The following is a 26,280-nucleotide window of genomic DNA, read 5'->3' as shown; positions in this document are numbered from 1 at the left end:
TGACTGGAAAGGTTTAAATAGGAGTTAAGGCCTAATTTAGGCATGCCTTTTGGGATTAAGTTTGGGGTTGGAGGAATACCTGAGGAAAGAGAAAAAGAGGAAGAAGTCTTTGGAGGCGAGGCAGAAGAGCTTCTTGAGGAAAGGGCTGCAAGAAGGCCTACTTATGATGTTCCTTTTGTCCCAGTCAGGGTGAGTGATTTTGATAAATTGATTGAGAAGGGAGGAGTAGAAAAAGGCACTAATTTCCTGCTTTCAGGGGGCTGCGGGACAGGAAAAAGCACTTTTGCAATGCAGTCCATTTATAATGGCCTTTTGGCAGGGGAGAAGGCAGTGTACATCCTGTTCGAGGAGTCAGATGAAAAGATTAAGAGGCATATGCGCGTTAATTTCGGCTGGGACCTAGAGAAGTTTGAGAAATTAGACAGGCTGGCAATACTTAGAATCAACCCTTTCAAGATTGCCAGGAGCGTTGAAGCCTCTCTTGTAAAGCAGAGGCGCGCATTGCTCATTCAGGTAGAGCAATTGGAGCTTCCTTTTGTTCCAGACAAGATTGTGGTTGACAGCCTTTCTGCGTTGAGCGTTGCATTCATGGGAAATACTGAGAATTACCGTTACTACATAAAGCACATGTTTGATTCCTTGAACCAGTATGACTCAATCAATTTCATTATCTCTGAAACAGAGCAGGACCCTGGAATTTACAGTAGGACTGGAATAGAGGAATTTCTTGCAGACGGCGTAATTGTTCTTTACAATGTAAAGGTTGGAATGACAAGGAAGAGAATGCTTGAAATCTTAAAGCTCAGGTGCTCTAATCATGTCAAAACTCTAGTACCTTACAATATTACGCCAAAAGGGATTGCAATAGAATATGATGCAAGCAAAACTGCATTAGAGGAAATAGGTGTAAGGAAATGAATTCTTTTCCTAAAATTTGCTTGATTTTAATTGTATTAATTTCTTTTGTGCTTTTGTTTAATTATGCCCATGCAGCCTGCAACACCAATGGAGTCTGCGATTCAGGCGAAGACAAATGCACCTGCCCTGCAGACTGCGGTGAATGCAAAGGCTCTGTCCCAGGCTCTGCATGCGAGGTCTACTCCTGCGCCACAGGATTATGCAGGCCCACAATAACCTATTTCTGCTGCGGCAACCACATCTGCGAGTCAGGGGAAAACTATTCCAACTGCGCCTCTGACTGCCCTCCAAAAGAGATTTCAGTTGAATTAATCTCTCCTGTAAGCAGTGATTCCTTCATGTACGGAGACCAATTGACCTTCAAGGCAAAAGTAAAGGCTGACGGCGCATTGACTTCCAAGGCAAATGTGGTTGCAAGGACTGCCCTTGGGGACTTCACCCTCTATGATGACGGCAACCACTCAGACAGCAAGGCAAACGATGCAATTTATGCTTTTTCTTTTGCAGTTCCTGCAAGCGCTGCAAAAGGCGTTTATGCTTCAATCCTTTACGCTGAAATGCTTGGGGCAAGCACCACAAAGAACTTCGATTTAAATATAAGCCCTGTGCTTGAAATGGATGCTTCAGCGGACAAAAATTTTTATTTATTGGGAGACCTGATCAAAATTTCAGGCACCCTCAAAAAAAGGGGCGCCCCAATAAAAACAATAATGAGCCTGAGCCTTATTGCAAAAAATAACCTTGTTTTAGAAGACAAAAGCAATTCAGATGAAAACGGCTTTTTTTCCTTCTCTGAGCACACAAGTCTCAATCAACCTGAAGGCGAATGGCTTATCCAGGCCTCAGGAAAAGACTATTACGGCAACGAGGGATTATTCCAGAAAACTGTTTATGTTTCAAAAGAAGCAATTACGCCTTCGCTTGACATGAACATAATTTCTGTTTCAAGCTTTATTGCATCAAGAGGGGATGAAATAAAAATTCTTGTGAATGTATCCAGGGAAGGAGAGCCTGTAAAAGGGGCTGAAGTGAAAGCCCTCTTCTCAAACAATCAAACTGAAAGGCTGGAAGAAAAAGGCTCAGGGCAGTATCTCCTCAGCTTTGTTGTCCCAATTGATTTTGAATTAGGACAGCAGTCAATTGAATTCCTGGCGCACAAGGACATAAATTATTTCACTTTCGCAGGCTCAAAGGCCGTGCAGATAAATGTAATTAACGCACCAATTATTATTGACAAGATTGAGCCCACAAAAACAATTTTTGCTTTAGGGGAAACAATAAACTTCAAGCTCAGAATAACATACGGGGGCTCAAAGCCTTTGACAGGAGCAAACCTTATTGTAACTGCAAACGACAAAAACATTGAAACATCAGAAAGGGAGGAAGGCTATTATTATTTCTCAGTCAACGCAGACACAAACATGGTGAAAAACAACAGGATTGAAGTGCAGGTCAAGGCAGAAGACCAGTTCGGCAACTCAGAAGAAGAAAAACTTTATGTCCAGGTAAGCGGAGAATACGGCTTGGATTATTTCTTCAGGACAAATCCCCTGATTTTATATGCACTGGTTTTCGGGGTCATCTTTGCTATAGCAATTGCTTTTATTGTGAGGCACAGGCTTACAAGACTCAGCTCTTTAGAGAAAAGAAGGGATGAATTAAACAAATTAAGGCTTGAACTGCAAGACAAATACTTCAATAAGGGCGCTTTAAGCACTGAAGAATATTATGCCTTACTCAACCAATACACATCAGAGATAAGGGAGATAGAGGCAGCAATCACTGCATTCAAAGGCAAAAAAGAAGAAGGAAGAGAGGCCCCGGAAACAGTAGAAGAAATTACACGAGAGGAACCCTTACCTCCAATCTTTAAGGTTGAAAAAAAGAAAAAAGAAAGAAAAGGAATGCCAGAGAAAGGAGAAGAAGAATTTGAGGGCCTGTTCACAGTAAAAAAGAAGGCAAAGGAGAAGAAAGAATGAAGGCAGAAAAATTTTTTGCACTTGCTTTATTCCTTTTATTTATTACTTTTATAATTCCCGGAATTAATTCCCTCACGATCCAGACAGACAATAAAACATACTTCAAAGGCGACCAAATAAAAATTGAAGGGCAGGCAGTAGAATTTGCGGAATTAAACATTACAGGCACAAAAGGAAACAAAGAGATAAGAAGCCTTAAGGCAGGCCCTGGAATAAAAGAATTCTATTCCTTCACCTACAATATCTCATGCCTTGATCCTGAAGGAGAATGGCTTTTGACTGTAAGGGATGCTAATACCACAGAAACAAAAAAAATTTATGTTAGTTCTTCCCCTGAACCAGGAAAGAATTACTGCCAGTTCCTTAAAATAAAATTCTTGAGTCCTTCCTCAACTACATACATAAGGACTTCCTCCCTTAATATTTCAGTTGAAATAACAGACGCAGGAATTCCTGTAAGCAATGCTGAAGCCTATTACTGGGACCTTGAAGGCAGAAAGAACAGGCTTTCCTTTGTAGGAAATGGAATTTATTCCCTCAGAGACCTAAATTATTATATTAAGCCTGATGCCCTGACAGGCCAAGCAGAAATAACAGTTATTGCACAGGCACTTGTCTCGGACAAATTCCACGGGGGCGAACAATCCCTTCCAATCAATATAGAGCCCGCGGCAATAGACCTTGAAATAAGAAAGCCTATTGGAAACGATTTCATTTACGGCAGCCCAATAAGAATTGAACTTGATGCAGTCTACCCTGACGGCTCAAGCCCAAAGAATGCGACAGTGAAGTTTTCTTATGGAAAAGAACAGGACATTGACTTAAACAAAACAAAAGGCTTTTACTGGGCTGAAATTGCCTCCTACAATCTAAAGAACGAACTCTTGACAATAGAAATCAGGGCAGGAGACCAGTTCGGCAACAAAGGGAAAACTACCTTAAACTTGAATCCACTGGGATACTGGTACTTTATACTGCAGCAGAACGCTATATTTTTTATATTCCCAGCCCTATTCATAATATACATTTCCTATCTTTCAGTGAAAGAGGCAAGAATTTTCATTGATAAAATAAGGCTGCAGAGAAGGAAAAGGAAATTGGTTGAATTGAAGAAGAAATTGCAGGACGATTACTTCAACAAGCAGTTGATTTCAAGACAGATATTCTACCAGCAATCAGAAAACTATGAGTTGGAATTAGACCAGATCGAAGAAAGACTTCAGGACCTGGCAAAAAAGCAGGAGATCGCATGAAAGAGAAAAAAATTTTTTTGGTTCCGGCCATCTTATTTTTATTTTTGATTATAATTAATTATTCTTCTGCAGCCGTAACAATTTCAGGCCCGGAGGAAGAAGTTATTTCTCCAGGCGACCCTGTGACAATTTCTTTTGATTACTCAACCTACTGCCCGAAAGGCTACATCATAGATATTTACTCTGACATGAATTACCAGAATTCGGTTTGCACAAAAAAGGTTTACTTGAATGACTGGGTAGAAGAATACACCTATGGAGGAAAAATCTGCAAGAGAATAACAGTGAGCACAATAATAACAGACTCCTGTGGAATTGAGTCGCAGGCAACAGACGGCACCTACAAAACAAAAATTGCAATGATTGACAGTTCAGACAATATAATTGATTATGTAACAAAAAGCTCTTTAATTCAAGTGATATCAAAAAAGCCTGACCTGCTAATCCCCCAAGACTCAGTAAAAACCCAGCCCGAAGAACCAATGATCGGAGACAACGTAAAAGTAGATTTTAATGTGTCAAATGCAGGGCTGACTGACGCAGAAAACATACTCCTTTCAGCTTATCTTGTTTCAGCTGAAATTAAAAGGAAAATCTTTGAAGGAAAAATCGATATACTTGATCCAGGACAAGAAAAGAAAATAAGCTTTGACTTCAATGCAGTGAACCTTGAGCCAGGAAAATATTCTCTGCTTATTTGGGTTGACGAAAACAACACAATAGAAGAATTATTCGAAAACAACAATACAGCAACAAAAGGCATTGACCTTAAGCCCAACCCTTCAATTTATTCAAAGCCGAACCTTGAAACAGAAATTGAACTGGAAAAAGAAAACTACAACTATGAAGAAACAGTTCCATTAAAAGTAAAAATAAAGAATTCAGGCACCATTTTTTCAGGGGAGCCATTCAAACTCTATTTATTTGATGATGAAAGCTTGATTGAGTCAAGAGACATAACAGAAAAAATTGACGCAGGAGCAGAAATAGAAGAAAGCTTTAATTTAAGTGCCCTCAATTACTCAGGGGAAGTAAAATTTACTGCCTTTGCAGACGCATTAAATGACTTAAATGAATCAAACGAAAACGACAACAAGGCAGAAGCAAAGGTAATTGTGAGAGGCTTATACCCTGATTTCATAATTGAGCCAGTCCAGCAAATACTGCTGGAGAAAAACCAGATAATCGCGCCTGTAATTGAGCCTGAAAGCCCTTCAGAAAACACCTTCTTCCTTTCAGCCAGCCCAAAGCCCGGATACTTCATTGCCCCAATAAAGGTAAGGGCAATACCTGCAAAAGATTCAACTTATAACGAAGTATTCAAGGAAGCAGATTTATGCGCGGTCATAACAGGCCAGAACTATTATTCAGCAAAACTCTACTTCGGCTTCAATGAAAACTTGAAGACAGAAATAAAAGAGACAGCAAACTACCTTGATTTTTTGGAGAAGTACGGTTCATTTAACTCTTATTCTTTTATTGCAGACAACCAATACAAAGAACTTCCATTATACTACCAGTCGAGGCTCTTCTTCAAAGGAAACCTCATGAGCCTCTATGGAAAAGAAGATTCAGGCATACTCTTTGACCCCCTAGCCCTAGAAATGAAGGACTCAGAATATGAAATAGAATTCAAGGCAAACTGCACTGGAACAATACAGGAAAAAAACCTGGCAAACAATTCAGCCAAAATAAAGATTTCCTTCTACCCCAAAAAAGACGACAAAAGGCTTTCCCAAGGCCTTGAACAGAAAGCAGAAAAGAAAACAAGCATAAACCTGGAAGAAATAAAGGGGACCATGAACCTTAATTCAATGAAAAAAGAAATTTCAGTTGGCCAAGAGCAGATAATTGAGCTCTCACATCCCTTCCTTGGAGCGCAAGGGAATGCTCAAGTTGAAGTCATTACGCCCTCAAAAAAAATAGAGAAATTCCTTACAGACAGCGAGGGCCTGATAAAAATAAAGCCTTCAGAACAAGGTTTATATGAAATAAGAACCTCAAACAATGGAATAATAATTACATCTTCTTTTAGTACAATTTTATTAGGGGAAGGCGAAGAAATTCAAATGCTGAAAATGCTTTTCGGGGAAAAAGCAGAAAAAGAAATGCCTTTAATTCCAGTTGTAATACTCATGGCCCTGGGCGTTGCATTCCTGTCATACATAAAAACAAGGGAAATGGTTGAAAGAACAACAGGAAAAAAAGAGAGGAGCTCCCTAATAGCATTATGCCTGGCTTTAATATTCTTTTTTATTCCACTATACATTTACGTAATGAAAGACCTCTCCTATTTTGTTGCATTGATTGTGATTGAAATAATATTCCTGCTGCTAATCTCCTTTTACGTAAAAGAAAAAAAGAAAAAATTAAGAGGGCAAGAAGGAAAAGAGACATTCAAGCTCAAAATCTAATTTTTTAATTACTGAAGCCCCTTATAAAATAAATGCTGTAATTGTCCTCTTCATACATTTTTTCGAATGGAGTGCAATTCAAGCCCTTTTCTGCCTTATCCACAAACACAATCCTTGAATTGAATTCCTGCTTCATCTGAACTGCCTTATCCTCGCACTCTGCCTCAAAGAATTCCTTTATGCCGTAAGCGCTGCCCTGGCCAGCCCTTGTCTGCGGGGTAGAAAAAATATTTCTTTCAGCAAAAAAATTTATTGGAAGTGAATTCCAGGGGCTGGCGACAATTGAATCATTAGGTGAAGAATTATTCTTAAGCCATTCAATGCCTGAAATGCCATCCAATTTAATGTTCTGGTACAGGCTCTCCTGCAAGTGCTCTGAGGAAGAGAGCAGGGCGGAAAGAATTACGGCAAGCACGACGAGAGAAATAAACAGGAAGAAAACCCTCCGCGCAAAAAAATTGATGTCAATGTAATACACCAATTTTTTTAGGGCAGAGAAGACAAGGCAAATGCCTGTGGCAGAAAAAAACAGCAAGAGAAGGGATGCAATCAAAAACATTCTCTCGTAAGGCGCAAGAAAAATTTTTCCTTTCAATTGATAGTAAGAATAAAAGGCAAGGCATACGAAAGCATACAAAACAAGGATTAATTGCTCTCTCCTGAACTCCAATAAGGCCTGCTTTCTTCCAAGAAACCTTGCTGCAAAAGAAATTATCACTGCAGACAATCCTAATGCCCCCAAGGCAAGCAATGGAAGGCCCAAGAAATCAATGAAATTAAGGCTCGGCTTGAACCAGTAAATCGACTCAAAGGTCAATGCATTCAATGCATTGAAATAAAATGCCTTGATTGAGTCAATGGAATAATCCAAAGGCTTCACCCAGTACTGTTCCCCCAGCCGCGAGGAAAAGAAAGGAATTATAAGAAAAATTATCAGCAATGCAATCATTATCTTGAGCTGGTTCCTCTTGAAGTACTTAGGGTCAAAAATAAAATACAATACAGCAGAAACAATGAACAATGTTATAAAGGCAGGGTGCACTAATGCAGTGAAAGCAAACAATGGCAGCAAGAGGAAGAAGAACTTCCTGCTCTCAGTTGAACGCACAAAAAAATACAACAGGACTGCAGTCAGCATAAGGCCTAGAGCAGTAGGCGCCATGAAATTCAACCCCATTAAAGTTACATCGCTTTTAAGGGCCAAGACAATAACTGCAGAAAGGAATGCAATCAATTCGCTATTAAACAGGAACCTCATGAAAATGAACGCACTCAAGCCTAAAAGGAATGCAATGACTGCAGGAAGAAAAATTGATTCCCCCAATAACCTTCGCCCGCTCAATTCGTCCAGAGAGCGCAGGAATACACTGAATCCAATCTCCCAATTGTTTCCCAATTGAATTTTAGTGCTGTCTTTTCCTTCAAGAGAACGCGCAAGCCTTACATGATCGTATTCCTCTGAATGGAAAGGCAGGGGATAAAAAAAATGAGGAGAGAAGAAAAGAAGGAAGGAAAGCAGTGCAATACATATTACAGAAAGCGCTTTCTTGTGCAAATAGACCTTTTCGCCCAATTCTTCAATCATGCATTAATTAAAGACTTTAGTGAATTAAAATTTTTGCTTTAATCAGGCAAAAATCAATTACAATTAAAAAATCAGAGCTCCCTCAATAAATTATGCCTGCAGTTCATGCCCCGCCAAAAAAAAGGCCTTCAATAATTCAAAGGGGAATTCCTGCAACCAGGAGAATTCCAGCATGGCACCAAACAAATAGGAATACGGCTGGAAGGAGAATTGAATTCAGGGCAAAACCTGAAGAAAGAATGCATCTGACGCCAGAGCAGGCAGAACTCATGAGACAAAGAGAAAAATTTTTCAGGGCGCAGTCAAAAGAAAAAGAAAGAGAAAGAGAGGCAGATGAAGCATTAGACAGAATAAAAAAATTAAAGGAAAAGGCCAAAATCGTAATTAAACAAAAGAGAGGCGAATTCGAGGTTGAAGCAAAAGATTACGAGGAATTAGCCGAAAACATTGAAGCCCTTCAGGACGAACAACTTCACCCGCTTGAAAGGCTTCCTGAAAGGCTCAGGGATGTCTGCGAGAAACTTGACCCAAAAGAATTGCATGCGCTAATTTTATTGCTTTATGAGTATTACACAAAAAAAAATATGGCAACAGAACAAGAAATCAGCATAGAAGAACATTATAAAATAAAGGCTCACGCGCAAATGCTCATAGATGAAGCTGTAAGAAGATACTACAGGAAAATTTAGGGAAGAACTGGCGGGGAGAGGCTCGAACTCTCATCCTTCGGGTCAACAGCCCGAGATCCTATGCCAATTAGACTACCCGCCTAAAAAAAGTTTTTTAATTAAAGAAAATAGAAAATTCTGCGGGCTACTCAATTCAAGTTAAATCCGAAAAAAAGTTTCTTGTCAGCCAAAAAAACAATGTATTGGCGCATATAATAATCAAGTGAAAGAAAAAGAATTTAAGGATAGCTTCTGTTTATAGTGCGCGGGAAAGGGATTACGTCCTTTATGGATTCCTGCCTGCAAATCCATTTTAAAAGCCTTTCAATGCCTAAGCCGAAGCCTGAGTGAGGCACAGAGCCATATCTTCTCAGGTCCAGATACCATTCATAATTTTTGAGGGGAATTTTATCTTTCTTTAATTTCTTAACCATGTTCTCTATTACGTCTTCCCTCTGGCCTCCAGTGCATATTTCCCCAAAGCCTTCAGGCGCAATCAAGTCAAAAGAAAAGCATTTCTTTGGGTCTTCAGGCACTTCCTTTACATAGAAAGCCTTTATTGCAGTGGGATAACCGTAAATGAAGAACGGAATCCTTTCATCCTGGCCTAAAAGTTTTTCTTCTTTAATTGAAAGGTCTGAGCCCCACCTCATCTTCTTCTTGTATTTTGAAGAAAGGACAGCCAAAGCCTCGTCATAGCTTATCCTCGCAAAAGGGGCTCTTACAGCATTCAATTCCTCTGGCTTTCTTCCAAGCAATTCCAATTCCTTTTTGTTCTCCCTTGCTACTGCCTCGCAGACGAATTCAACCATCCCCTCTATTACCTTCATCATGTCCTCCATCTTCTTCCATGCTGCCTCTCCCTCTAAATGCCAGTACTCAGTCAAGTGCCTTGCAGTCTTTGATTTCTCTGCCCTGAAGCTTGGAGTTAAACCCCATACATTCTCCAAGGAAAAAATTAATACCTCCTGGTACATTTGCGCGCTCTGAGAAAGAAACTTTTTCTCCCCGAAATAGCTGAACTCAAACAGTGTTGTTCCTCCCTCGCAGGCATTAGGCGTAATAATTGCAGGGCTTGTCTCAAACCAGCCTATCTTCCTGTAATAATCGCGCACTGCATAAAGCACTGTTGACCTAATTTTATTGATTGCAGTCATTTTTGTTGAGCGCAACCATAAGTGCCTTACATCCAACAAGAATTCCTCGCTCAAGTCTTTTGAGATGGGGAAGCTTTCGCTTAATCCCACAACACTCAGTTCTTGAACCTTCAATTCAAATCCGTTTGGAGCCCTCTTGTCCTCGCTCAAAAGGCCTTTCAATTCAATTGAACTCTCAATTCCTGCCTTTTTAATTGAATTCCACTGTTCTGCACTCATTTTGCCTTTCTCTATAACGCACTGGATTTCGTTTGTTGAGTCCCTCAATAAAACAAATATTGTGTCTGATATCTCCCTCTTCCTCTTAATCCAGCCCCTCAACTGGACTTCCCCTTCCCCTAACCCAAAGGCCTTCTGCACTGAAACGAATTTTTCTTGGTCCATTTTTTTCCCTTAAATTTTTAATTTCATTCCATCACATGCCACTTCAATTTTGTTCTCTTTAATAAATGGCTTGATTGCTTTTTTTACTTTATCGTAAGTTGTATGATTGCAGCCTTCAATGTGTGTCAGAATTGTTTTTTTCGGCTTTAATTTTTTTATTAATTCAATGTCTTCCTCAAAGCTTATGTGGTCTGGGAAAGAGCCTTTCCTTGTAGCCCTCAATTTTTTTGTGTCTCCAAACCAGCCTGTCTCAATGAAAAGCAAATTCAAGTTTTTATAGGATGAGTCAATTTTCATTTTATAAATGCTGCAGGGGGCATAAACAACCTTTTTGTCTTTTTCTTCAATTAAGTAAGCGTATCTCGTCCTGTCATCTCTCTTCAAATTTAATGGTGTTATCTTAATTGAACCAAATTTTACTGGCTTTCTGTCTTTTATTGGATTGATTTTCATCCACTCTTTCTTTTGAAAATAGAAAAAGCTTGGAGAATATTTTCTTATGTCCTCAACTACGTCTTCCGGAACATAAACCTGCACTGGCTTCTTCTTGTGGGCAAGCAATCCTTTCTCATTAAAATCATTGAAATTTAGGTGTTCATATAATCTCATTCCCTGCGTATGATCAGGATGCCAGTGAGTGTAAAAAACCCTTTTCACTTCTTTGATTTTTTCTCTGTTCAATTGAAGTGTAATTTCTTCAGGGGTATCAAACAATACGCTTTCATCCTTCAAGAACAAAGAAGGGCCTGTTCTTGCATAAGGAATTCCCTTTTTTCTGGCTTCCTTACATTTGCTGCACGAACAGCAAGGCCTTGGAAAAGCCACTGCCCCCCCAGAGCCTAAAACAATCAATTCAATAATTTCACCTTCAAGCAAAAAATTTAATTTTAATTTTAGGGCAGCAGCCTTTCCGGGTCTCTTGGGAATAAGGTTGCTTCCCTGATGTTCTCCAAGTCCAGCAATTGTTTTGTGAGCCTTTCAATGCCTACTGCAAAGCCTCCGTGGCCTGGAACGCCGTACTTGAAGAATTTAGTGAACCATTCTAAGCTCCTTTCATTCATTCCCTTCAATTTGATTTGTTCCATTATTTTTTGGTGCCTGTGCTCTCTCTGGCCGCCTGAACTCAACTCCATTCCCTTGAAGTTCAGGTCTACACTCCTCGCCCATTCATTGTCTTCATCCACCCTCATTACATAGAAAGGCTTTGCCTCAAAAGGGAACCTGTTAAAGAAATAAAACTCTGCTCCAAACTTTTCTTTCACGTAATCCCACAATATTTTTTCTGCTTCTGCGTCCAGGTCAGAGCCCCTCTTCAGTTTCTTTCCTTTCTTTTCTAAAATTGAATAAATTTCAGGAAACCTCAATTCAGGGAAAGGCACTTTAGGCAATTTAATTTCAATGCCCAATAACTCCAATTCCTTTTTGCATTTGTCTTTCACTTTCTTTATTCCTGCAATAACCACCTGTTCCTGAGTTCTCTCTGTATCCAATTCGTCTTTGATGAATGCCTGCTCTACTGCTACGGCCCTGTGCTCGCACAAGTGCTTTGCAGTAAAAGAGAGTTCAGCCCTCCAGCTAGGCCCTAAATCATACAATTTCTCAATTCCTGCTGCAATTGCCAACTGCCTGTGCAGTTGAGGGTCCTGCCTCAAGAAGGCTTTTTTGTTGTAGTATTTTACTTCAAACACTTCTGCCCCTGACTCAGAGCTTGAGCCCATAAGGCAGGGGGTAAATATTTGAAGGAACTTGTTTTCGTTAAGCCATTCCTGCATTCCTTTTACGAGTGAAGCCTCAATTTTGATTACGGCCAAATTCTTTGGCATCCTCAAGTCTATTGACCTCCAGTCCAGCCTCACTGAAAGGTCTGAGTCAATCTTCCCGCTCAAGTCAATAGGAGTAGGCATTTCAGCCTTTGCAATCAATTCAATTCTTTCTGGTATTACTTCAATTCCGTTTGGGGCCTGCTTTGATTCCTGCACTTTGCCCTGCACTTCAATAACAGACTCTTTTGTGTATTGGCTTATTAAGTCAAACAATTTTTTTTCTGTTGTCTTCTTGAATGCAGTAACCTGTATTGTTCCAGTCCAGTCCCTCAAAAGAAGGAACTTCAATCCCCCCAAATCCCTTGACTCCTGAATCCAGCCCCCTATAACTACATTCTTTCCCTTCATTTTGGATGCTTCAGAAGCATTGATTCTCTCCATAAACAAAACCCGATTAATTATAGAATAAAAATATAAAGTAATTAAAAACTGCACTCCTTTCTTAGAGGGCATTCCCTGCACAAAGGCTTTTTCTTTCTGCAGTAATCCTTACCCAATCTTACAAGAAGGGCGTGAAATTCATTGAAGAGCCCTGCGTCTTCTGGCAGGTTCTCGTGAAAGAATTCTTGCAGTTTATTATAATCATCGTATTTTCTGTTATACAGCCGGTTAATTATTCTTTTAGTGTAAGCGTCTACTACAAAAACAGGCTTTTCTGCTGCATACAAAATCATTGAGTCCGCTGTTTCTGGACCAATTCCTTTAATTGAAAGCAATTCTTTTCTCAGCTCTGGAATTTTCTTTGAAAAAAATTTGTTTAAATTGAAATTGTACTTCTTTAAATACAAACAGAATTCTTTCAGGTAAGAAGCCTTTTGATTGTAGTAGCCAGCAGGCCTTATAAGTTCAGCCAATTCTTTATTCTTCATTGCAGAAATTTTCTTTGCGTCCAGTCTCTTTTCTTTTTTCAGGTTATTCAGAGCTTTCTCCACATTGCCCCAAGAAGTGTTCTGAGTGAGAATTGCCCCAACGCACACCTCAAAAGTCCTTTCAGCAGGCCACCATCCTTGAAGCCCAAAAGAAGAATAAAGCTTTTTGTACAGAAAAATAGGCTTCATAGCTAAAATTGCAGGCAAAACATTTAAATCCCTTTTCATAACATATTATTAATATATTATTAAGAGGTTTTTTTCATGAAGATGCTGTCTGTTGCTGTTGATGAAGCCCTCGCAAAGACAATCGATGAGTTTATTGACCATTCAAAGCTTTATTCTTCTAGGAGCGAGTTCCTCAAGGATGCAATTAGAAAGAATCTTTCTACAGGAATGGAATTAAATGAAGACTTGAAGAAGATCAGGGAAGGAGCTGAAAGGCTTGCCGCAAAAGCAAGGCAGAGGGGCTACAAGGGGGGCCTGCCTACGCAAAAGGAAAGAGACAAATTTGCCAGAGAATTCATGAAAGAAAAAGGCATTAAGTAAACTCTAATGGTTCAAAAATTTCTATTTTGTCTTTTATTTTTTCAAAATCATTAACATTGAAGGTTACAATGCAATCACACTTATATTTTATTGCAGTTGCAGCATGGAGTAAATCAGCGTAATGTATTCCTCTGCCTCTAAACCCCTTCAAAGAAAGCGTCTCTTTTTCTTCTATTACTTCTGTTTTTATTCTATTTTTCCTGAAATACCTCAAGATTTCGTCTTTAGTCAAATAACAATATCGCTCTGCTTCCCTAAAGAACCATTCAGATAAAACTAAAACACCCTCTTTCTCCTTTACTTTTTCAAGAAATAATTTCACTTCAACAAACAAGCCCCTAACATTTCTGCCAATTTCTTTGTTTATGAAAGAAATAAATACGTTTGAATCCAAATAAATTCTGCGCACTCTACCAACTCTCTACTCAATTATTACTATGCTTGTTTTTTATTGTTTTGCCTTCGTTAATTGCCTTACGATTTCAGTATTCGTTTATTACCTTGCAGCTTTCGTCTACTTCCACGAAGTGCTTTGCTTTTCCTTCCCTGAAGGCAGAGCACTGGTTTTCAGGCAGGTTATCTACTGCAGTCCTTGGGTCGTGCGCTACATCGCACACGAAATCAGGGAATCCACTTAAAGGATTTCCTAAACAGGGTCCATTGCTCAAGTCTGTGCCTTTTGCTTTTTCCACATTGCAGAGAGAAATGCATGCGTCTTTTATTTTTTCCGTGGTTGGTTTAGTATCTCCTCTATCAACTGTCACAGAGGTGCAACTGAAAAGCACTGTTATTGCCAAAACAAGCAACGCGAGCGCAATTGTTTTTGTTTTATTCAATTTTTGCCCCCAAAAAAATATTTAATGAATAAATTTTTTAATCAAATTCCCCTAAAGTGCATTGAGCGCTCTCGCTTAAAGGCCTTGCGTTTATTCCAAGCTTTCTTTTAACTGAGTGGGCGAATTCTTCTGCAAAGCCGTGCACTGTAAAAACATTTTTGGGATTGCTTTCTTTTACATACTGCATTAATTGGTTGAAGTCTGAATGATCACTCAAGGGAAAGCTCTTGAAGCCGTTGAAAGAGTAATTCCATCCTGTAGCAATTGCTGCCTCAGCCTTTCTTCCAATTGAAATTGAGAGGGCGTGCACTAAATCCCTTGAAATCAATTGCGGTGGCATTATAAGGACATTTGATTCCTTTAAATTGTGGTCCAATTTCAGGTAAGGCCCTAGTTTCACCCCGTTCTCTTCGTAAACCTTGTTTGAATTGAATACTGTCTCGTGCACTAAAGGCACTTCACCCAGAAACTCATTCACTATTCTTGTCAGCTCCTGCGCTTTCCCAATGCTGTATCCCCCCAACACAACAAAATTTTTTTTGTGAATCCTTTCTTTCGTCCACCTTGTAATTTCCCTGTACACTGCTTCCCTTTCAGGGAAAACATATTCAGGCAATCCGAAAGTGCTCTCAATTATCAGGACATCCGAAGGCAGTATTTCCGCTCCCTTGAATAACAGTGAGTCCTGCAGTTTGAAGTCTGAGGTAACAACATAATTCTTTTCTGCTTCAATCATCACCTGGCTGCTGCCCAGAATGTGGCCTGAATGATGCAGTGAAATCTTTGCATTATCTAAGGCCTCTTTCTTTTTCTGCTCCAATTCCTTTATCCTGCTTGAATTGATTTTTCTTGTCTTCAGGAGAGAGTGGGTTTCCTTTGACATGAAGTAATTATTGTGTCCGTTAATTCTGGCATGGTCTGAATGAGCGTGAGTTATAAATACATTTTTGCCTGCTTCCCTGGAATTGCTTGGGTCAATGCAGAGCAACTTCTCCAATACTATCCCGTTTTCTGCTGAAATCTTCATAATCGTTGTTGTAAGGAGCCCCCTACTTATAGGGTGAAAGAATTACAACTCCCTCCTTTTAAATGCTTTTCTGTTGCTGAATATATAGGTCGGAACAATGCAACGGGCAATATTGTTGCAAACAACTGCAACGAAAACAAAACAAAATGCCTTGAAAGAGTTTAGCCGAGAGGCTATTGAACTCGCAAATGATTTGCTCAAACAAAGAAAATCAAAACACTTGATGGACTTGCATCGCGCAACATATTCAGCCAGCAAGAAAAAAACCTCTTTTGGTTCTCAAGTTATCTGTGATATTGAAAGAAATGTTGCCAGAAGCAAGGCAACCGCCATCAGACAGATTACTGTCAAATTCAACGCTCCAAGAAACTGCAAGGTCTTTGAAACCAAAGCCAACTTCTTTGTTGAGTTCAGGATGTATCCAAAGAAGGTGTTGGCTGTTCCAATCAAGCGGAATAGGTGTTTTCAGAGATATTGTTCTCTTGTTGAAAGCGGTTAGCTGTGCAAGACTTATGGGCTTGTTGGAAACGGTCAAGTTGTTGCTTATCTTTCTAAAGAGGAAACTGAACTTCCTCAAAGCAAAAATGTTCTTGGGGTAGACATCAACAGCAAGTGCTTTGCCGTTTCTGTCCTTTCCCTCGGCGGAAAGGTTATGAAACAAACTTACTTTGGCAAAGACCTTTGGGTTAAGCGAAAAAAGATATTTGAAAGAAAGGAACGGTTGCAGTCGCTTGCTGACAAAAGAAGCCATAAAGCAAAGCAGTCTCTTGAAAAACTTAAAATAAGGGAACACAACTTTGTCAAAAACAGGCTTGGTGAAGTTGTCAAACAAATAACTGAAATGGCTCTGCAATATAATGCTGGTATTGCGATTGAAAACCTTAAACGCTTTTCTCCAAAAGGAAAACGCTTTAACAAAGAGGTTATGCGTATCCCATTCTATTCTTTTAAGCAATTGCTTGAAAGCAGATGCTTTGACAAGCAGATTGCCTTTAATGTTGTTGATGCCTATCACACAAGCAAGTGGTGTAGCCATTGCGGTGCTTTGGCTAAAGGGCATTCCAGCAACTATGCCCTGTTCAAATGCAAATGTGGGCAGGTTGTCAATAGTGACAGGAAAGCAAGCCTTGCAATTACTATCAAATCCCTGTTGGTGCGGGAAAAGCATTGTTCTGACCAAACTGTTTTTTTCCAGTTTACCAGCAGACGAGTGCCTGTAAACGCACTTCTGCGTTCCAATGATGGTTTTGAAACCAACGATGCCGTGCATAATGTTTCAACTCTTATGGAAAGCCACCTAACTTGTTAGGCGGTAGTTTACTGCAAATACAAGTACAGCATACAAAAATATAAATTTGAGTGGTGTTATAAGTATAAAGGCGAACAAAATGGTAGAAAAATTGGTTGAAGAGCTCCTGCACAAGACAAACTTATTGCACGAGACTGTTACTTCAAATGAATGGAAGCAGTTCAACAGGCACTCTCTAGTTCACGCATTAAACAATTCAATTGACGGAATTGAAGGAATAAAGGATTCAATCAAGGCAATAAAGGAAGGCCTTGAAAGCGATCCAGGCATTGATTCACCAAATTTAGAGCCTTTAGTCAATGAGTATGAGAAGACCTTGAATTTTCTCAGAAGGAATCTGGCCTTTGAAGAAGAAAAAATTCACTCAAAAAAGGATGTACTGGACTTAAAAGAAAAAATTGAGGTGCCAGAGCTTTACTCTGCATTAAGCGAGAAAATTCTTCGCCTGCTCTTAAAGACAAGGTTTGCAATTGAAAGGCTTCATCTCTTTACTAGAAGGGAGGCAATAATTCCAACAGAAGAAAAGAGCACTGCAAAGAATCTGCTTGCGCTTTTAAGGCAGAAGGAAAATGAAATCCAGGAATTAAAAGAGAAATATGAGTCTTTAAGGAATGTGTCTTTTTCTGCAAAGCTCTCTGAGAAGGATTCATTTGAATTGGAGGAGGAATTGAACGAGATGGCGCGCAGGATGGAGGCAGAGAACGCCCTCCTTGTGAAGGATTTCACGGAATTCAGGAAGAAAATTGACCAATTGAATGAAGGCTATAATTCTTTAAGGCAGAAGAACCAGTTGATTGAAGACCTTGCCTATAATTTCATGAACAAGAGCCTTGACTTGGTTGTATTGCTCAAAAAAGAAAGGGATTACACCAAAAAAATAATCATGGAAATAGAGCACGACACCCTAAAGCTCAGAGGAGCATACTCAAAAGAATTATTGCACTTGAATGAATCAAAGGTTCTAGCAAAACAGGAAGCTTCAAGGGAAGTGGAAAAGAAATTAAAGAAGCTGGAGGAAGAACTCAAAGAAAAGCACTCCCTCCTCGAAAACTTCAAGGTCATAGCCCACGAGAAAGAGAAAAAAATACAGGAAATGGAGAAAGAATTAAAGATTAAAGAACTCAAAGCACACAAAAACAAGAAGTAATAAAAACAAGTTCAATTCTAATTCTATTTTATGGGCCCCGAATTAGAAAAATTAGCAGAAGCTTATTCTGAAGAAGTTTTTAAGAACTGGCTTTTGCTCATAAAACACAATAAAGAAAAAGACCTTAAGAAAAAACAAGAATTGAGAACGGATTATTCGAATGTAAGAAAGAGATTAAAAGAAGAAAGAGCAAAAATAACTCAAGGTTTGAGCCCTGAAGAGAAAATGGAATTCAATTACAGCGTGAACCTGAAATCAAACAAAAAAAGAGGGCGCATTTCTGTGAAGACTCCTGAAACCAGAAAGAAACGCAGGAAAATATATAAAACTCTTTATAAATCTACAAATATAAAACAAAAAAAAGCTAAGGTAGAAGAAAAATACTGGGCGCGTTTTGGAAAACCTTTTGGCAGGCCAAGGCCATAAAAACTGCTTTATTCTACTTTCACAAAAAACCAGATGGTGTAAGCCTCTTTTGCTCCGGCTTTTAATACTTCAACCAGAATCTTCTGCTTTTCGGCGTAAGAATTTTGGAAAGAAATTTTTTCGTTTAATTCCTTTACTTGGCCTACTTCAACTGAAATTTTTCCTTGCGCCTTAATTTCGTTTTCAGCCTTAATCTTCCATGAGTACTCAGTCCTTGCGCCTTCCCTGTTGTCAATGAAAAAGTTTACAGGCAGCTGCTCTCCTGCTTTCACTTTTTCAGGCAGTTTCTCTGGATCAAAGTACACTTGAGAGAATGTCTCAGGCTTTGCCTTTGAGGCATTGAAGATTATTAGTGCGCCAAGTACAATTATGAGCGCTATGACTAAAACCGAGAAAAGCATGAAATCCGTTTCTTCCTCTTTCTTCTGCGCTGCAGGCATTTCAATCAAACCAATTAATTTTAAGGCATGATTCAGTTTTAAAACAATTGCCTTAAGAAAAAGCCCTGGGAGAGACTCGAACTCTCAGCCTAATGTTTACGAAACATTTGCTCTGCCATTGAGCTACCAGGGCATAAAAAAAATTGTGTTGGAAACAGAATAAAAAATTAGCGAATTCAGAGGTCCTTGAATTCCTTTTTGCCTATTTCAAGCTTCCATAAAAGCTCAGGCAGTTCTTTTACTGCAATTCTTTTCTGCTGCGTTGAATTCCTCTCTCTCAAAGTTACTGTGTCATCTTTCATTGAATCATAATCTATTGTAATCGCAAAAGGCACTCCAATTTCGTCTATTCTTGCATACCTTCTTCCAATTGAACCAGAATCATCATAGAATAAATCCAAATTGTAAGATTTCAGTTCTTCAAACAATTTCTCTGCTTTTTCGTCTAATCCGTCCTTGTTCACCAAAGGAAGGATTCCTGCAATGTAAGGCGCAATGGAAGGCTTTAAATCCAAGTATAAGCGCGCTTCACCTTTCTTTGTTTCTTCGCGTAATGCCAATTCCAATAGGGCGTACAAGGTCCTGTCTATTCCTGCCGAGAGCTCGAATACATTAGGATAGAATTCTTCCCCATCTTCTTTTGTTTTCAGGTTCCTGCTGCTTTCTTTTGCGTGGCCTTTAAGATCATAATCAGAACGATAATTGCAGGCTATAAGTTCAATCCATCCAAGCGAGGTCAGAATTTCAAAGTCCCATGCCTCTTTTGCATAGAAGGCCTTTTCTTCTTCTCCTAACTGCCTGAACTTCATCTTCTCTTTTGGCACGCCGTAAAATTCGTATAATTCCTGCACTCTCGCAAGATAATATGCAATGAGCTTTCCTGACACAATGTTTTTTTCCACTAATTCTTTTGCTGAAACTTCTTTTGGTTTCTCTTCCTTGAGCTTCTGTATATTCAATTTCTTGCTTTCAAGTTCATGGAATTTTTTGATTTCATTTATTTTTTTGGGGTTGAAGAATACTTCTATCTCCATTTGATTGATTTCCCTCTCCCTCAAAAGCATGTTTCTTGGCGCGATTTCATTCCTGAAGCTTTTTCCTGCCTGTGCAATCCCAAAAGGAAGGTTTAATCGCATTGTCTTTGAAAGCCTGTCATAGTCAAGGAAGATGTTCTGGCAGGTTTCCGGCCTTAGAAAGCCTTTCTGTTTTCCTGTTGCGCCTACCTGCACTTTAAGCATCATGTTGAATCTCTTCACTCCACCTAATTCTCCCTTGCATTTAGGGCATTTCGGTTTGTTTTTCTTTATTAGTTCGTCAAAGTGCTCTGCAGGCATTGACTCAGGGAAATTAACATTCAAGTGGTCTGAGAGAAGATTGTCTGCCCTGTAAAGCGAATGGCATTTAGTGCATTGAACTAAAGGGTCATTGAAATTTTTCAGGTGGCCTGAAGCGTCAAACACTTTTTCAGGAAGAATCTGCGCTCCGTCTACTTCCAGGAATCCTTCCCTTTGAACTAATTTTTTCCTCCAGGCATCAATTATTTTCCTTTTTATTGCTTCTCCCACAGGACCGTAATCATAAAATCCAGAAAATGCTGTCCCGTAGATTTCGGCTGAAGGAAAGAATACTGACCTCCTCAAGGCCAAGTCAATTATTTTTTCGTAATTGTTCTGCATTTTCATCAGTTTAATAAATTTAATTCAATACTAATTATTAAATAATAATTAAACAAATGCTTTATTTAATTTAATTCAGGTTTTTTTATGCAGAAAAGCGAAGAGCTCAGGAAAAGGCTTATAGCCAAGGCAAAGAAGAGGGTTGCAGAGGCATTCACTGGGCGAGACTACCATGCAATAAAGGCAGTTAATCTCCTTGAGGACCTGGATAACGCCTTTAATCTGTTTGCAGAGCAGGCAAGGGAATGGTTTGGAGTGCACTTCCCTGAATTGAACAGGATGGTGCAGGACAATGAGGCTTTCCTTAAATTGATTGCTTTAGGGGAAAGAAAAAATTTCACCCAAAAAAAAGTAATGGAATTATACAAAAACGAAATTAAGGCAAAAGAAATAGAGGCAAAGGCAAGGAATTCAATGGGAGCAGAATTAGAAAAAGAAGACTTAAGGCAGATTCAATTGCTTGCGCAGAACGCACTGGAATTAAAGAAAGAGCGAGAAGAAATAGCCAAGTACATTGAGAAGCTCATGAAAGAGCTTTCACCCAATTTCTCTGGGCTTGCCACTCCAATAATTGCAGCAAGGCTTTTGGCAAAGGCAGGTTCACTAAAACAATTAGCTTTAATGCCTTCTTCAACCATTCAACTGCTTGGAGCAGAAAAGGCATTATTCAGGCACTTGAAGCAGAAGGCAAAACCCCCAAAGTACGGCCTCATATTCGCTCACCCTTCTGTAAGGGAAGCAAAAAAAGAACTGAAAGGAAAAATTGCAAGAAAGCTTTCAGGAAAGCTCTCAATTGCAGCCAAAAAAGACTTTTTCTCAAAAAAAGCCTAAAAAAGCAAATTATTTTAATTCAGTTAACAGCTAATTTTAGTGTATGAGCATAATTAAAAAGTACAGGGACTACAAAAAAAAAGCAAGGGAATTGAAACATGTAAGACCTTATGAAATTGAACTGGAAGGAAAGAAAAATCATGAAAGCTTAGGCAAATTCATTGCAAGCTTTATTGACTCTGATGGAAAGGTTTTTTTATTTTACTTGGACGAAAGAGAGCTAAGCATTGTGAGAAGGCACACTTTAGAGCCAGTGGGCTTTTTTTCCTTTAGGGAGAACATAATAAAGGTAGGAAACATAGAAAAAAATTACAGGGGTTTAGGTTTATCGCATGAGGCAATAAAATTGTTAGAGCCCAAAATGAGGGCGGAATGCTAAAAAAAACGGGAGAAAAATGGAGTGCCCCAGAATTATTACGCCCCACAAAAACCGGGCAAAAGCAGCAAAAAAAATTGGATTCGAGATTGAAGAAATAAAAAAAAGAAAAATCGGCGGGAAAAGGCAGAAAACATTTTATCTCGTCAGAAAACTGCACTAAATCCAGGTCAAGTGAAAAAAAATGGGCAAAGAAAAATTAATTGAAAAGTTTAAAGGCGTTTACTCTTCCAACAAGAAAATTCTGACCAAAAATTTGACTCCAAAAAAGAAGGTTTACGGGGAAGAATTAATTGAAATTGAAGGAATAGAGTGCAGGATCTGGAATCCTTTCAGGTCAAAGCTTGCTGCAGCAATAAACAACGGCCTCAAAGAACTTCCTCTTAAAGAAAAAAGCAATGTATTGTACTTGGGGATTGCAGAAGGAACAACTGCATCCCATATCTCTGATGTAATAGGCGAAAGAGGAATTATTGCTGGAGTCGACATCAGCGCAAGAGCAATGCCTAAACTAATTGAATTAAGCGAATCAAGGCCCAACATCCTGCCAGTCCTTGCAGACGCAGCAAAACCCGAAAGCTATGCAGGAGAATTAAAGGAAATAAAATTCGATTTATTGTACCAGGACATAGCGCAGAAGAACCAGGCCGAAATCTTTCTTAAGAATGCAAGGCTTTTCCTGAAAAAGAAAGCAAAAGGGTTAATTGCAATCAAAGCCAAAAGCATCTCCCAGCAATTAAGCGAAAAAAAGGTCTTCGAGCAGGAAACCAGAAAGCTAAGAGAAGAATTCAAAATAATTCAAAGCATTCCACTCGAGCCGTTCCATTCCTCCCACTTGATGGTATACTGCGAGAAATTGTAGGTGAAATTTAATGCAGCTGAAAAGGAAGCCTAAAAGAATTATTCTGCCCAGAGAAAAAAGAGCAAGAGAAAAACTTTTTATTACAAGAGAGCTCATGGAAAAAGCAAAAAGGGATCCTAAAGCATTTGATCATTTAGTTAAAAAAGCCAAGAGTTATTTTGAGTCAATTGCAGTCAAATTCAATCCAACAGCAGAAGAAAAAAAAGATTTAGTGCAAAGGTCTCTAATTAAACTTCATAGAACCCTGCCCCAGTATAACCCGAAAATAAAAGCAAATCCAAGCACTTTTTTGTACAGGGTAGCATTAAATGAAATGATTGATTACATGAGAAAGAAAAAAAGCATAGCAAAAAAAGAGGTGTCATTAGAAGAGATTATTGTGCTCGGCGATAGATTGAAGTCAAGAAAAGGAAAAATAGACAATTCACTTGAATTCAAAATCAAAGTTCTAACACCAGAAGAAAAATACGAAATCAAGGAAATCTACAATAAGGTTATCAGAATAATAAAGAGGATGGCCCCAAAACATCAAGACATTGTATTCTGCCGTTTTGGAATTGAAGGCAAACCATTTCTTAAACCAAAAGAGATAGGCGAAAGATTTGGCATCAGCGAAGTGACAGTAAGGTGGAGGACAGCAAGAATTTTAAAGCAGGTAAGAAAATACATTAAAGAAAACGGATTAATAAGGTGAATTTAATGCCTGCACAAAAAAGAAGAAGGTTTATAATAAGAAAAAAAAGAAAGTTAAGAGAAAAAAGAATTAAGAGATTAATTGCAACAGCGAGAAAGAGGCTGCCTGAAAGCCAATACAAAATCAAACAAGAACTCAAAACAAGAAACGGCATAAAATATTATTTGTGTGAAAACAATGGTTATTTGGGAATTGTCGATGGAACAATTTCTGCTAACGGAAAAGTTTTGATAAGCGAAAGAATCAAGCCGAAAATACTCCGAGAGGCAGCTGCACACCATGAAGCAGCAGAATTGGAATATGCAAAAAATACTCCTGCACGAAAGTTTTCTATGGAAAAAGGACATAAACTTGGGCTTGAAGCAGAAAAAAATTTTATTTTGGGATATGGAAGCAAAAGGGACATTGAGTTATGGCAGAAATACAGAAAATTGCTTGAAAAGTTTTGGAAGTTAGTTTCACCGCATCAAATAAAAGAAAGGGGTATTATTTGGAATTCAATGAAAAAAATTCTGGAAGAGTGGGAGAAATGATCATTCTAATTTTACGACCAGAAAGTAGGCGCTTGCAATCGCTGTTATAATGAATACTGCAGTGAATGCCTGAGGGAAAGCAAAGCCAAGCAGAAAGAAGGCTGAAAAGGAAATAATCCTGCCTAAAGTGAGGCCTGCCTCTCTCACTATAAGGCCTCCTTCAATGCTCTGCCTTCTTATCAGGGAAAACATGTATTCAGTGAATGGAACGCTCCTCATTACAATTCCAATTCCAACCAGGAAAGAAATCAATAAGATTGCGGCTTCACTTGAAGCGAAAACTGCAGCCAAAGCAGAAAAAAAACCTACTGCTGCCCCAATCAATAGCATCTGCCTTCCTTTTCCTTGGTCTGTCTTCTTTCCTGCAATGAAAGCAAAAACAATTGTCGCAATTACAAGGATTGAGGAAGCAAAGCCTATGGAGTAAATGCTTTTTCCTGCCACAAGGCCTCCGAAGGAAAAAAAGATGAATAAAGGCCATAAAAAACTCTCAAACACATCATATGTTCCTTCTACTGCTGCGCCAAAAAAATATTTCAGTGAACTCCCGGAGAAGGCGTAATCCCAGTGATCCCTAGTTTTCGGAGGGAAATCCTTTGAGGTGAACAAGGGAATAATTGAAGCAATAAGAATTACGACAACAAACAGGAACAATGACTGGAAGCCAAAAGAAACCAATACTACAGCCCCAATTATTGACCCTAAAATTCTTCCATGCCTTGGGAAAACCTGGCTGTAGCCTACTTCCCTTCCCTTCACCCTCTTATGGCAGTTGGCAATGAAATCTATCTCTAAGGGCATCCAGTAAATTCCTTTAGTTATTCCCAAAAGGACTGCAAGCAAGAGCACAGGAAAATAATTGAAGCTCAAAGAATACATTGAAAGATAAAATATTATGAGCAATGGAGCGCTCAATAGAATTGTGTGCTTTACCCCAATTCTCTCAGAAAGCTTTGCGCTGAAAGGATAAGTGAAAGCAATGAACAGCAAGAATACAAGCCAGAATAATGCTGCATCAAATAAGCTGTAGCCTAATTGGAGAAGGTACACTGGAATGAACAAGTCAATCATTGACACAGCAAAAAAGGAAACCATGAGATTAAGGTATACTTCCTTTAATTCCTTGTTTGAGTCAATGATGTTCTGCTTGTGCACGTGCTGCAAAGGCATTTATTACACCACAAAATAATGCCTTAAGAAATTAATAATTTTATTGCATTAAAAGGCAAAAAAGGGGGAAAAAGCAAAAATTAAACTTTTCAGTTGAACTAAATTAAACTTTAACCCACTAAATTAAACTTTAACCCTATTAATTGCAGGGAAAAGAATTATTTCCAGAGAGTTGGTTTTTTGAGAGCCTAGCCCTGAGCGCGTCCTTGCTTCAGAAAAAAAGGGCGCGCTCCCTCAAAACAGTTCTCTTGGAGTTCAATTCAATTGATGAGTTTAATGCAGGCAGCCTGCCTGAAAGCCTCAAAAGAGGATTTGGGAACGAAATTCTCTGAAAGCCACGCGAAAGTATTGTGCTCTCTCCTCAAGTTCGAGGAACTCTTTCTGGACGAATTAATTGAGCTCACAGAAATAGAGGAAAGCAAACTCAAGAAAATACTTGAAGACCTCATAGAAGAAAAAATGATTGAAAGAATAAACCTCAAGTACAAGGCCTTGAATCCTGTTGACTCTGTCTTCTCCCTAATAAAAAAATAATTCTTATGAAAAAAAGGTTTTACTTGGACACCTCGATCTAGAGGGACTACCTTGAGGACAGAATGGACGGCATAAGGCCGTTGGGGGAGTTTGCTTTCCAGTTTCTTAATAACTGCATAAAGCATAATTGCAAAATAATTTATGCTGAGCCTGTCCTGTTTGAATTAAGGCTCTTTCCAAAAGAATTTGTAGAAGAAATGTTTTCTTATTTCAAGGACATTCTTATTGAAGCTCCTGCAACAACAAAGCAAACCATTGAAGCAAAACAAATTGCAGAAAAAAGAGACCTGCCATTCAATGATGTTTTTCATGCAGTTATTGCAAGAGACAATAAAGCTTTAATGATTACGAGAGACAAACAGTTCGAAGAACTCTCAGATATAGTTGAATCAAAAAAGCCAGAAGAAGTCATTTTTGATTAAGGCCAAACTTTTTCTCATAATATTCCATCATTTCTTTGCTTCCCTCTCCATGCCTCCAATTGTAAAACTCTTCATCTGTCTTGAACCTGCTTTTACCTTTGAGTGCGCCTCTAGCTGCAAACAGCGCTTCCCAAGCTCTCTTCTTCTTTCTTTCTTCATCCAACGAGCTGAGCTTGCTCCTGATTGCTTCTCTGATGAATTCTGTTTTGGTGCTGTACTTGAATTCCTTCATGTCCTTTTCAATCTGCCTTGAAAGCGCAGAACCCAATCTCAAGCAAATATTCTCCATGCAATACAATGTAATGCAATGCAATATTTAAAAGCTCTTCTGTTTTTTTCTCTTTTGGGGCAACTTACCACATTTCAAGCTTTGCTTGAAAATTTTCAAAGCAGAGCTT

At 39.0% G+C, this 26,280-nt stretch carries 30 protein-coding genes and 2 tRNA genes; 18 read left to right on the top strand and 14 right to left on the bottom strand.

The window, feature by feature from the left end; all coding sequences use genetic code 11:
- The first annotated feature begins 42 nt into the window (after positions 1–42).
- The 4 genes from AB1467_01805 to AB1467_01790 are packed head-to-tail and all read left to right on the top strand — an operon-like array spanning position 43 to position 6,564.
- Positions 43–918: an ATPase domain-containing protein gene (locus tag AB1467_01805; protein ID MEW6295011.1), complete on the top strand. Its 876-nt coding sequence runs from the start codon at positions 43–45 to the stop codon at positions 916–918.
- Positions 915–2,897 carry a choice-of-anchor X domain-containing protein gene (locus AB1467_01800; GenBank protein ID MEW6295010.1) on the top strand — a complete coding sequence of 661 codons (1,983 nt, stop codon included), beginning with the start codon at positions 915–917 and terminating at the stop codon, positions 2,895–2,897. Before AB1467_01805 ends, AB1467_01800 begins: the two co-directional genes overlap by 4 nt.
- Positions 2,894–4,150, top strand: coding sequence for a hypothetical protein (locus AB1467_01795; GenBank protein MEW6295009.1), 1,257 nt, complete (start codon positions 2,894–2,896; stop codon positions 4,148–4,150). The genes AB1467_01800 and AB1467_01795 overlap by 4 nt, the downstream gene beginning before the upstream one ends.
- Positions 4,147–6,564: a CARDB domain-containing protein gene (locus AB1467_01790; GenBank protein ID MEW6295008.1), complete on the top strand. Its 2,418-nt coding sequence runs from the start codon at positions 4,147–4,149 to the stop codon at positions 6,562–6,564. Before AB1467_01795 ends, AB1467_01790 begins: the two co-directional genes overlap by 4 nt.
- Positions 6,565–6,568: 4 nt before the next feature.
- Here the strand turns inward: AB1467_01790 and AB1467_01785 are convergent, their stop codons facing one another.
- Complete coding sequence (locus AB1467_01785; protein MEW6295007.1) at positions 6,569–8,149, bottom strand: hypothetical protein; 1,581 nt, start codon at positions 8,147–8,149, stop codon at positions 6,569–6,571.
- A gap of 92 nt (positions 8,150–8,241) precedes the next feature.
- Between AB1467_01785 and AB1467_01780 the strand changes: the two genes are divergently transcribed.
- Complete coding sequence (locus tag AB1467_01780; protein MEW6295006.1) at positions 8,242–8,838, top strand: hypothetical protein; 597 nt, start codon at positions 8,242–8,244, stop codon at positions 8,836–8,838.
- 7 nt (positions 8,839–8,845) lie between these two features.
- Here AB1467_01780 and AB1467_01775 read toward each other — a convergent pair.
- The 5 genes from AB1467_01775 to AB1467_01755 form a co-directional block, all read right to left on the bottom strand.
- Positions 8,846–8,920: transfer RNA gene (locus tag AB1467_01775), tRNA-Asn, on the bottom strand.
- 136 nt (positions 8,921–9,056) lie between these two features.
- Positions 9,057–10,358, bottom strand: coding sequence for an asparagine--tRNA ligase (gene asnS, locus AB1467_01770; GenBank protein MEW6295005.1), 1,302 nt, complete (start codon positions 10,356–10,358; stop codon positions 9,057–9,059).
- A 9-nt stretch (positions 10,359–10,367) separates the two neighbouring features.
- Entirely contained in the window at positions 10,368–11,234 is an 867-nt protein-coding gene (locus AB1467_01765) for an MBL fold metallo-hydrolase (GenBank protein ID MEW6295004.1), read from the bottom strand.
- A gap of 17 nt (positions 11,235–11,251) precedes the next feature.
- Complete coding sequence (gene aspS, locus AB1467_01760; GenBank protein MEW6295003.1) at positions 11,252–12,562, bottom strand: aspartate--tRNA(Asn) ligase; 1,311 nt, start codon at positions 12,560–12,562, stop codon at positions 11,252–11,254.
- Positions 12,563–12,603: 41 nt separating this feature from the next.
- A complete protein-coding gene (locus AB1467_01755; protein ID MEW6295002.1) occupies positions 12,604–13,239 on the bottom strand; it encodes an endonuclease III domain-containing protein in 636 nt (211 codons plus the stop codon).
- A gap of 75 nt (positions 13,240–13,314) precedes the next feature.
- Here AB1467_01755 and AB1467_01750 point away from each other — a divergent pair, with 75 nt between their 5' ends.
- Entirely contained in the window at positions 13,315–13,599 is a 285-nt protein-coding gene (locus tag AB1467_01750; protein MEW6295001.1) for a ribbon-helix-helix domain-containing protein, read from the top strand.
- Here AB1467_01750 and AB1467_01745 read toward each other — a convergent pair.
- From AB1467_01745 to AB1467_01735, 3 genes are all read right to left on the bottom strand, one after another.
- Entirely contained in the window at positions 13,592–14,008 is a 417-nt protein-coding gene (locus AB1467_01745; protein ID MEW6295000.1) for a type II toxin-antitoxin system VapC family toxin, read from the bottom strand. The two genes, AB1467_01750 and AB1467_01745, sit on opposite strands and share 8 nt — an antisense overlap.
- 73 nt (positions 14,009–14,081) lie before the next feature.
- On the bottom strand, positions 14,082–14,435 hold the full coding sequence (locus tag AB1467_01740) for a hypothetical protein (protein ID MEW6294999.1): 354 nt from the start codon (positions 14,433–14,435) through the stop codon (positions 14,082–14,084).
- 37 nt (positions 14,436–14,472) lie between these two features.
- Positions 14,473–15,462, bottom strand: coding sequence for an MBL fold metallo-hydrolase RNA specificity domain-containing protein (locus AB1467_01735; protein MEW6294998.1), 990 nt, complete (start codon positions 15,460–15,462; stop codon positions 14,473–14,475).
- Between the two features lie 97 nt (positions 15,463–15,559).
- Here AB1467_01735 and AB1467_01730 point away from each other — a divergent pair, with 97 nt between their 5' ends.
- From AB1467_01730 to AB1467_01715, 4 genes are all read left to right on the top strand, one after another.
- Entirely contained in the window at positions 15,560–15,961 is a 402-nt protein-coding gene (locus AB1467_01730; protein MEW6294997.1) for a hypothetical protein, read from the top strand.
- 153 nt (positions 15,962–16,114) lie between these two features.
- Complete coding sequence (locus AB1467_01725; protein MEW6294996.1) at positions 16,115–16,771, top strand: zinc ribbon domain-containing protein; 657 nt, start codon at positions 16,115–16,117, stop codon at positions 16,769–16,771.
- 79 nt (positions 16,772–16,850) lie between these two features.
- Positions 16,851–17,918: a hypothetical protein gene (locus AB1467_01720; protein MEW6294995.1), complete on the top strand. Its 1,068-nt coding sequence runs from the start codon at positions 16,851–16,853 to the stop codon at positions 17,916–17,918.
- Positions 17,919–17,948: 30 nt separating this feature from the next.
- Complete coding sequence (locus AB1467_01715) at positions 17,949–18,344, top strand: hypothetical protein (GenBank protein ID MEW6294994.1); 396 nt, start codon at positions 17,949–17,951, stop codon at positions 18,342–18,344.
- Between the two features lie 8 nt (positions 18,345–18,352).
- Here AB1467_01715 and AB1467_01710 read toward each other — a convergent pair whose 3' ends face one another.
- The 3 genes from AB1467_01710 to glyS all read right to left on the bottom strand — a co-directional run bounded on the left by AB1467_01710 (position 18,353) and on the right by glyS (position 20,460).
- Positions 18,353–18,784, bottom strand: coding sequence for a DUF1616 domain-containing protein (locus AB1467_01710; protein ID MEW6294993.1), 432 nt, complete (start codon positions 18,782–18,784; stop codon positions 18,353–18,355).
- Between the two features lie 61 nt (positions 18,785–18,845).
- Positions 18,846–18,917 (bottom strand) — tRNA-Thr (locus AB1467_01705).
- A gap of 43 nt (positions 18,918–18,960) precedes the next feature.
- Positions 18,961–20,460, bottom strand: coding sequence for a glycine--tRNA ligase (gene glyS / locus AB1467_01700; protein MEW6294992.1), 1,500 nt, complete (start codon positions 20,458–20,460; stop codon positions 18,961–18,963).
- Between the two features lie 87 nt (positions 20,461–20,547).
- Here glyS and AB1467_01695 point away from each other — a divergent pair, with 87 nt between their 5' ends.
- From AB1467_01695 to AB1467_01670, 6 genes are read left to right on the top strand one after another with little or no spacing between them, the layout of a single operon-like run.
- A complete protein-coding gene (locus AB1467_01695) occupies positions 20,548–21,291 on the top strand; it encodes an NOP5/NOP56 family protein (protein ID MEW6294991.1) in 744 nt (247 codons plus the stop codon).
- A gap of 43 nt (positions 21,292–21,334) precedes the next feature.
- Positions 21,335–21,670: a hypothetical protein gene (locus AB1467_01690; GenBank protein MEW6294990.1), complete on the top strand. Its 336-nt coding sequence runs from the start codon at positions 21,335–21,337 to the stop codon at positions 21,668–21,670.
- A gap of 16 nt (positions 21,671–21,686) precedes the next feature.
- A complete protein-coding gene (locus AB1467_01685; protein MEW6294989.1) occupies positions 21,687–21,830 on the top strand; it encodes a hypothetical protein in 144 nt (47 codons plus the stop codon).
- A gap of 21 nt (positions 21,831–21,851) precedes the next feature.
- A complete protein-coding gene (locus AB1467_01680) occupies positions 21,852–22,529 on the top strand; it encodes a fibrillarin-like rRNA/tRNA 2'-O-methyltransferase (protein ID MEW6294988.1) in 678 nt (225 codons plus the stop codon).
- 10 nt (positions 22,530–22,539) lie between these two features.
- The gene (locus AB1467_01675; GenBank protein ID MEW6294987.1) at positions 22,540–23,223 is read left to right on the top strand and encodes a sigma-70 family RNA polymerase sigma factor; all 684 of its coding nucleotides are present in this window, start codon (positions 22,540–22,542) and stop codon (positions 23,221–23,223) included.
- 5 nt (positions 23,224–23,228) lie between these two features.
- Positions 23,229–23,756, top strand: coding sequence for a hypothetical protein (locus tag AB1467_01670; protein MEW6294986.1), 528 nt, complete (start codon positions 23,229–23,231; stop codon positions 23,754–23,756).
- Here the strand turns inward: AB1467_01670 and AB1467_01665 are convergent, their stop codons facing one another.
- Positions 23,757–24,926, bottom strand: a complete 1,170-nt coding sequence (locus tag AB1467_01665; GenBank protein MEW6294985.1) for an MFS transporter — start codon at positions 24,924–24,926, stop codon at positions 23,757–23,759.
- A gap of 267 nt (positions 24,927–25,193) precedes the next feature.
- On the opposite strand from AB1467_01665, the gene AB1467_01660 reads away from it, so the two are divergent.
- Together AB1467_01660 and AB1467_01655 are read left to right on the top strand one after the other, a co-directional pair.
- Positions 25,194–25,460 (top strand): helix-turn-helix domain-containing protein, encoded by a 267-nt coding sequence (locus tag AB1467_01660; protein ID MEW6294984.1) that lies wholly within the window; start codon positions 25,194–25,196, stop codon positions 25,458–25,460.
- 62 nt (positions 25,461–25,522) lie between these two features.
- Entirely contained in the window at positions 25,523–25,882 is a 360-nt protein-coding gene (locus AB1467_01655) for a PIN domain-containing protein (GenBank protein ID MEW6294983.1), read from the top strand.
- Here the strand turns inward: AB1467_01655 and AB1467_01650 are convergent.
- A complete protein-coding gene (locus AB1467_01650) occupies positions 25,869–26,171 on the bottom strand; it encodes a ribbon-helix-helix domain-containing protein (protein MEW6294982.1) in 303 nt (100 codons plus the stop codon). The genes AB1467_01655 and AB1467_01650 overlap by 14 nt on opposite strands.
- Positions 26,172–26,280: the final 109 nt, after the last annotated feature.

It is taken from the genome of Candidatus Diapherotrites archaeon (assembly GCA_040755695.1).
Taxonomy (GTDB): Archaea; Iainarchaeota; Iainarchaeia; order Iainarchaeales; family 1-14-0-10-31-34; genus JBFMAK01.
The sequence above is the reverse complement of the archived record's forward strand: the minus strand, read 5'-3'. Positions and strand labels throughout refer to the sequence as shown.

Excerpts from the sequence above, each read along its gene's own strand:
- AB1467_01805 (MEW6295011.1), top strand. The coding sequence starts at position 43 with ATGCCTTTTGGGATTAAGTTTGGGGTTGGAGGAATACCTGAGGAAAGA.
- AB1467_01800 (MEW6295010.1), top strand. The coding sequence starts at position 915 with ATGAATTCTTTTCCTAAAATTTGCTTGATTTTAATTGTATTAATTTCT.
- AB1467_01795 (MEW6295009.1), top strand. The coding sequence starts at position 2,894 with ATGAAGGCAGAAAAATTTTTTGCACTTGCTTTATTCCTTTTATTTATT.
- AB1467_01790 (MEW6295008.1), top strand. The coding sequence starts at position 4,147 with ATGAAAGAGAAAAAAATTTTTTTGGTTCCGGCCATCTTATTTTTATTT.
- AB1467_01785 (MEW6295007.1), bottom strand. The coding sequence starts at position 8,149 with ATGATTGAAGAATTGGGCGAAAAGGTCTATTTGCACAAGAAAGCGCTT.
- AB1467_01780 (MEW6295006.1), top strand. The coding sequence starts at position 8,242 with ATGCCTGCAGTTCATGCCCCGCCAAAAAAAAGGCCTTCAATAATTCAA.
- asnS (MEW6295005.1), bottom strand. The coding sequence starts at position 10,358 with ATGGACCAAGAAAAATTCGTTTCAGTGCAGAAGGCCTTTGGGTTAGGG.
- aspS (MEW6295003.1), bottom strand. The coding sequence starts at position 12,562 with ATGGAGAGAATCAATGCTTCTGAAGCATCCAAAATGAAGGGAAAGAAT.
- AB1467_01755 (MEW6295002.1), bottom strand. The coding sequence starts at position 13,239 with ATGAAGCCTATTTTTCTGTACAAAAAGCTTTATTCTTCTTTTGGGCTT.
- AB1467_01750 (MEW6295001.1), top strand. The coding sequence starts at position 13,315 with ATGAAGATGCTGTCTGTTGCTGTTGATGAAGCCCTCGCAAAGACAATC.
- AB1467_01735 (MEW6294998.1), bottom strand. The coding sequence starts at position 15,462 with ATGAAGATTTCAGCAGAAAACGGGATAGTATTGGAGAAGTTGCTCTGC.
- AB1467_01730 (MEW6294997.1), top strand. The coding sequence starts at position 15,560 with ATGCAACGGGCAATATTGTTGCAAACAACTGCAACGAAAACAAAACAA.
- AB1467_01725 (MEW6294996.1), top strand. The coding sequence starts at position 16,115 with ATGAAACAAACTTACTTTGGCAAAGACCTTTGGGTTAAGCGAAAAAAG.
- AB1467_01720 (MEW6294995.1), top strand. The coding sequence starts at position 16,851 with ATGGTAGAAAAATTGGTTGAAGAGCTCCTGCACAAGACAAACTTATTG.
- AB1467_01715 (MEW6294994.1), top strand. The coding sequence starts at position 17,949 with ATGGGCCCCGAATTAGAAAAATTAGCAGAAGCTTATTCTGAAGAAGTT.
- AB1467_01710 (MEW6294993.1), bottom strand. The coding sequence starts at position 18,784 with ATGCCTGCAGCGCAGAAGAAAGAGGAAGAAACGGATTTCATGCTTTTC.
- glyS (MEW6294992.1), bottom strand. The coding sequence starts at position 20,460 with ATGCAGAACAATTACGAAAAAATAATTGACTTGGCCTTGAGGAGGTCA.
- AB1467_01695 (MEW6294991.1), top strand. The coding sequence starts at position 20,548 with ATGCAGAAAAGCGAAGAGCTCAGGAAAAGGCTTATAGCCAAGGCAAAG.
- AB1467_01690 (MEW6294990.1), top strand. The coding sequence starts at position 21,335 with ATGAGCATAATTAAAAAGTACAGGGACTACAAAAAAAAAGCAAGGGAA.
- AB1467_01685 (MEW6294989.1), top strand. The coding sequence starts at position 21,687 with ATGGAGTGCCCCAGAATTATTACGCCCCACAAAAACCGGGCAAAAGCA.
- AB1467_01680 (MEW6294988.1), top strand. The coding sequence starts at position 21,852 with ATGGGCAAAGAAAAATTAATTGAAAAGTTTAAAGGCGTTTACTCTTCC.
- AB1467_01675 (MEW6294987.1), top strand. The coding sequence starts at position 22,540 with ATGCAGCTGAAAAGGAAGCCTAAAAGAATTATTCTGCCCAGAGAAAAA.
- AB1467_01670 (MEW6294986.1), top strand. The coding sequence starts at position 23,229 with ATGCCTGCACAAAAAAGAAGAAGGTTTATAATAAGAAAAAAAAGAAAG.
- AB1467_01665 (MEW6294985.1), bottom strand. The coding sequence starts at position 24,926 with ATGCCTTTGCAGCACGTGCACAAGCAGAACATCATTGACTCAAACAAG.
- AB1467_01660 (MEW6294984.1), top strand. The coding sequence starts at position 25,194 with ATGAGTTTAATGCAGGCAGCCTGCCTGAAAGCCTCAAAAGAGGATTTG.
- AB1467_01655 (MEW6294983.1), top strand. The coding sequence starts at position 25,523 with ATGGACGGCATAAGGCCGTTGGGGGAGTTTGCTTTCCAGTTTCTTAAT.
- AB1467_01650 (MEW6294982.1), bottom strand. The coding sequence starts at position 26,171 with ATGGAGAATATTTGCTTGAGATTGGGTTCTGCGCTTTCAAGGCAGATT.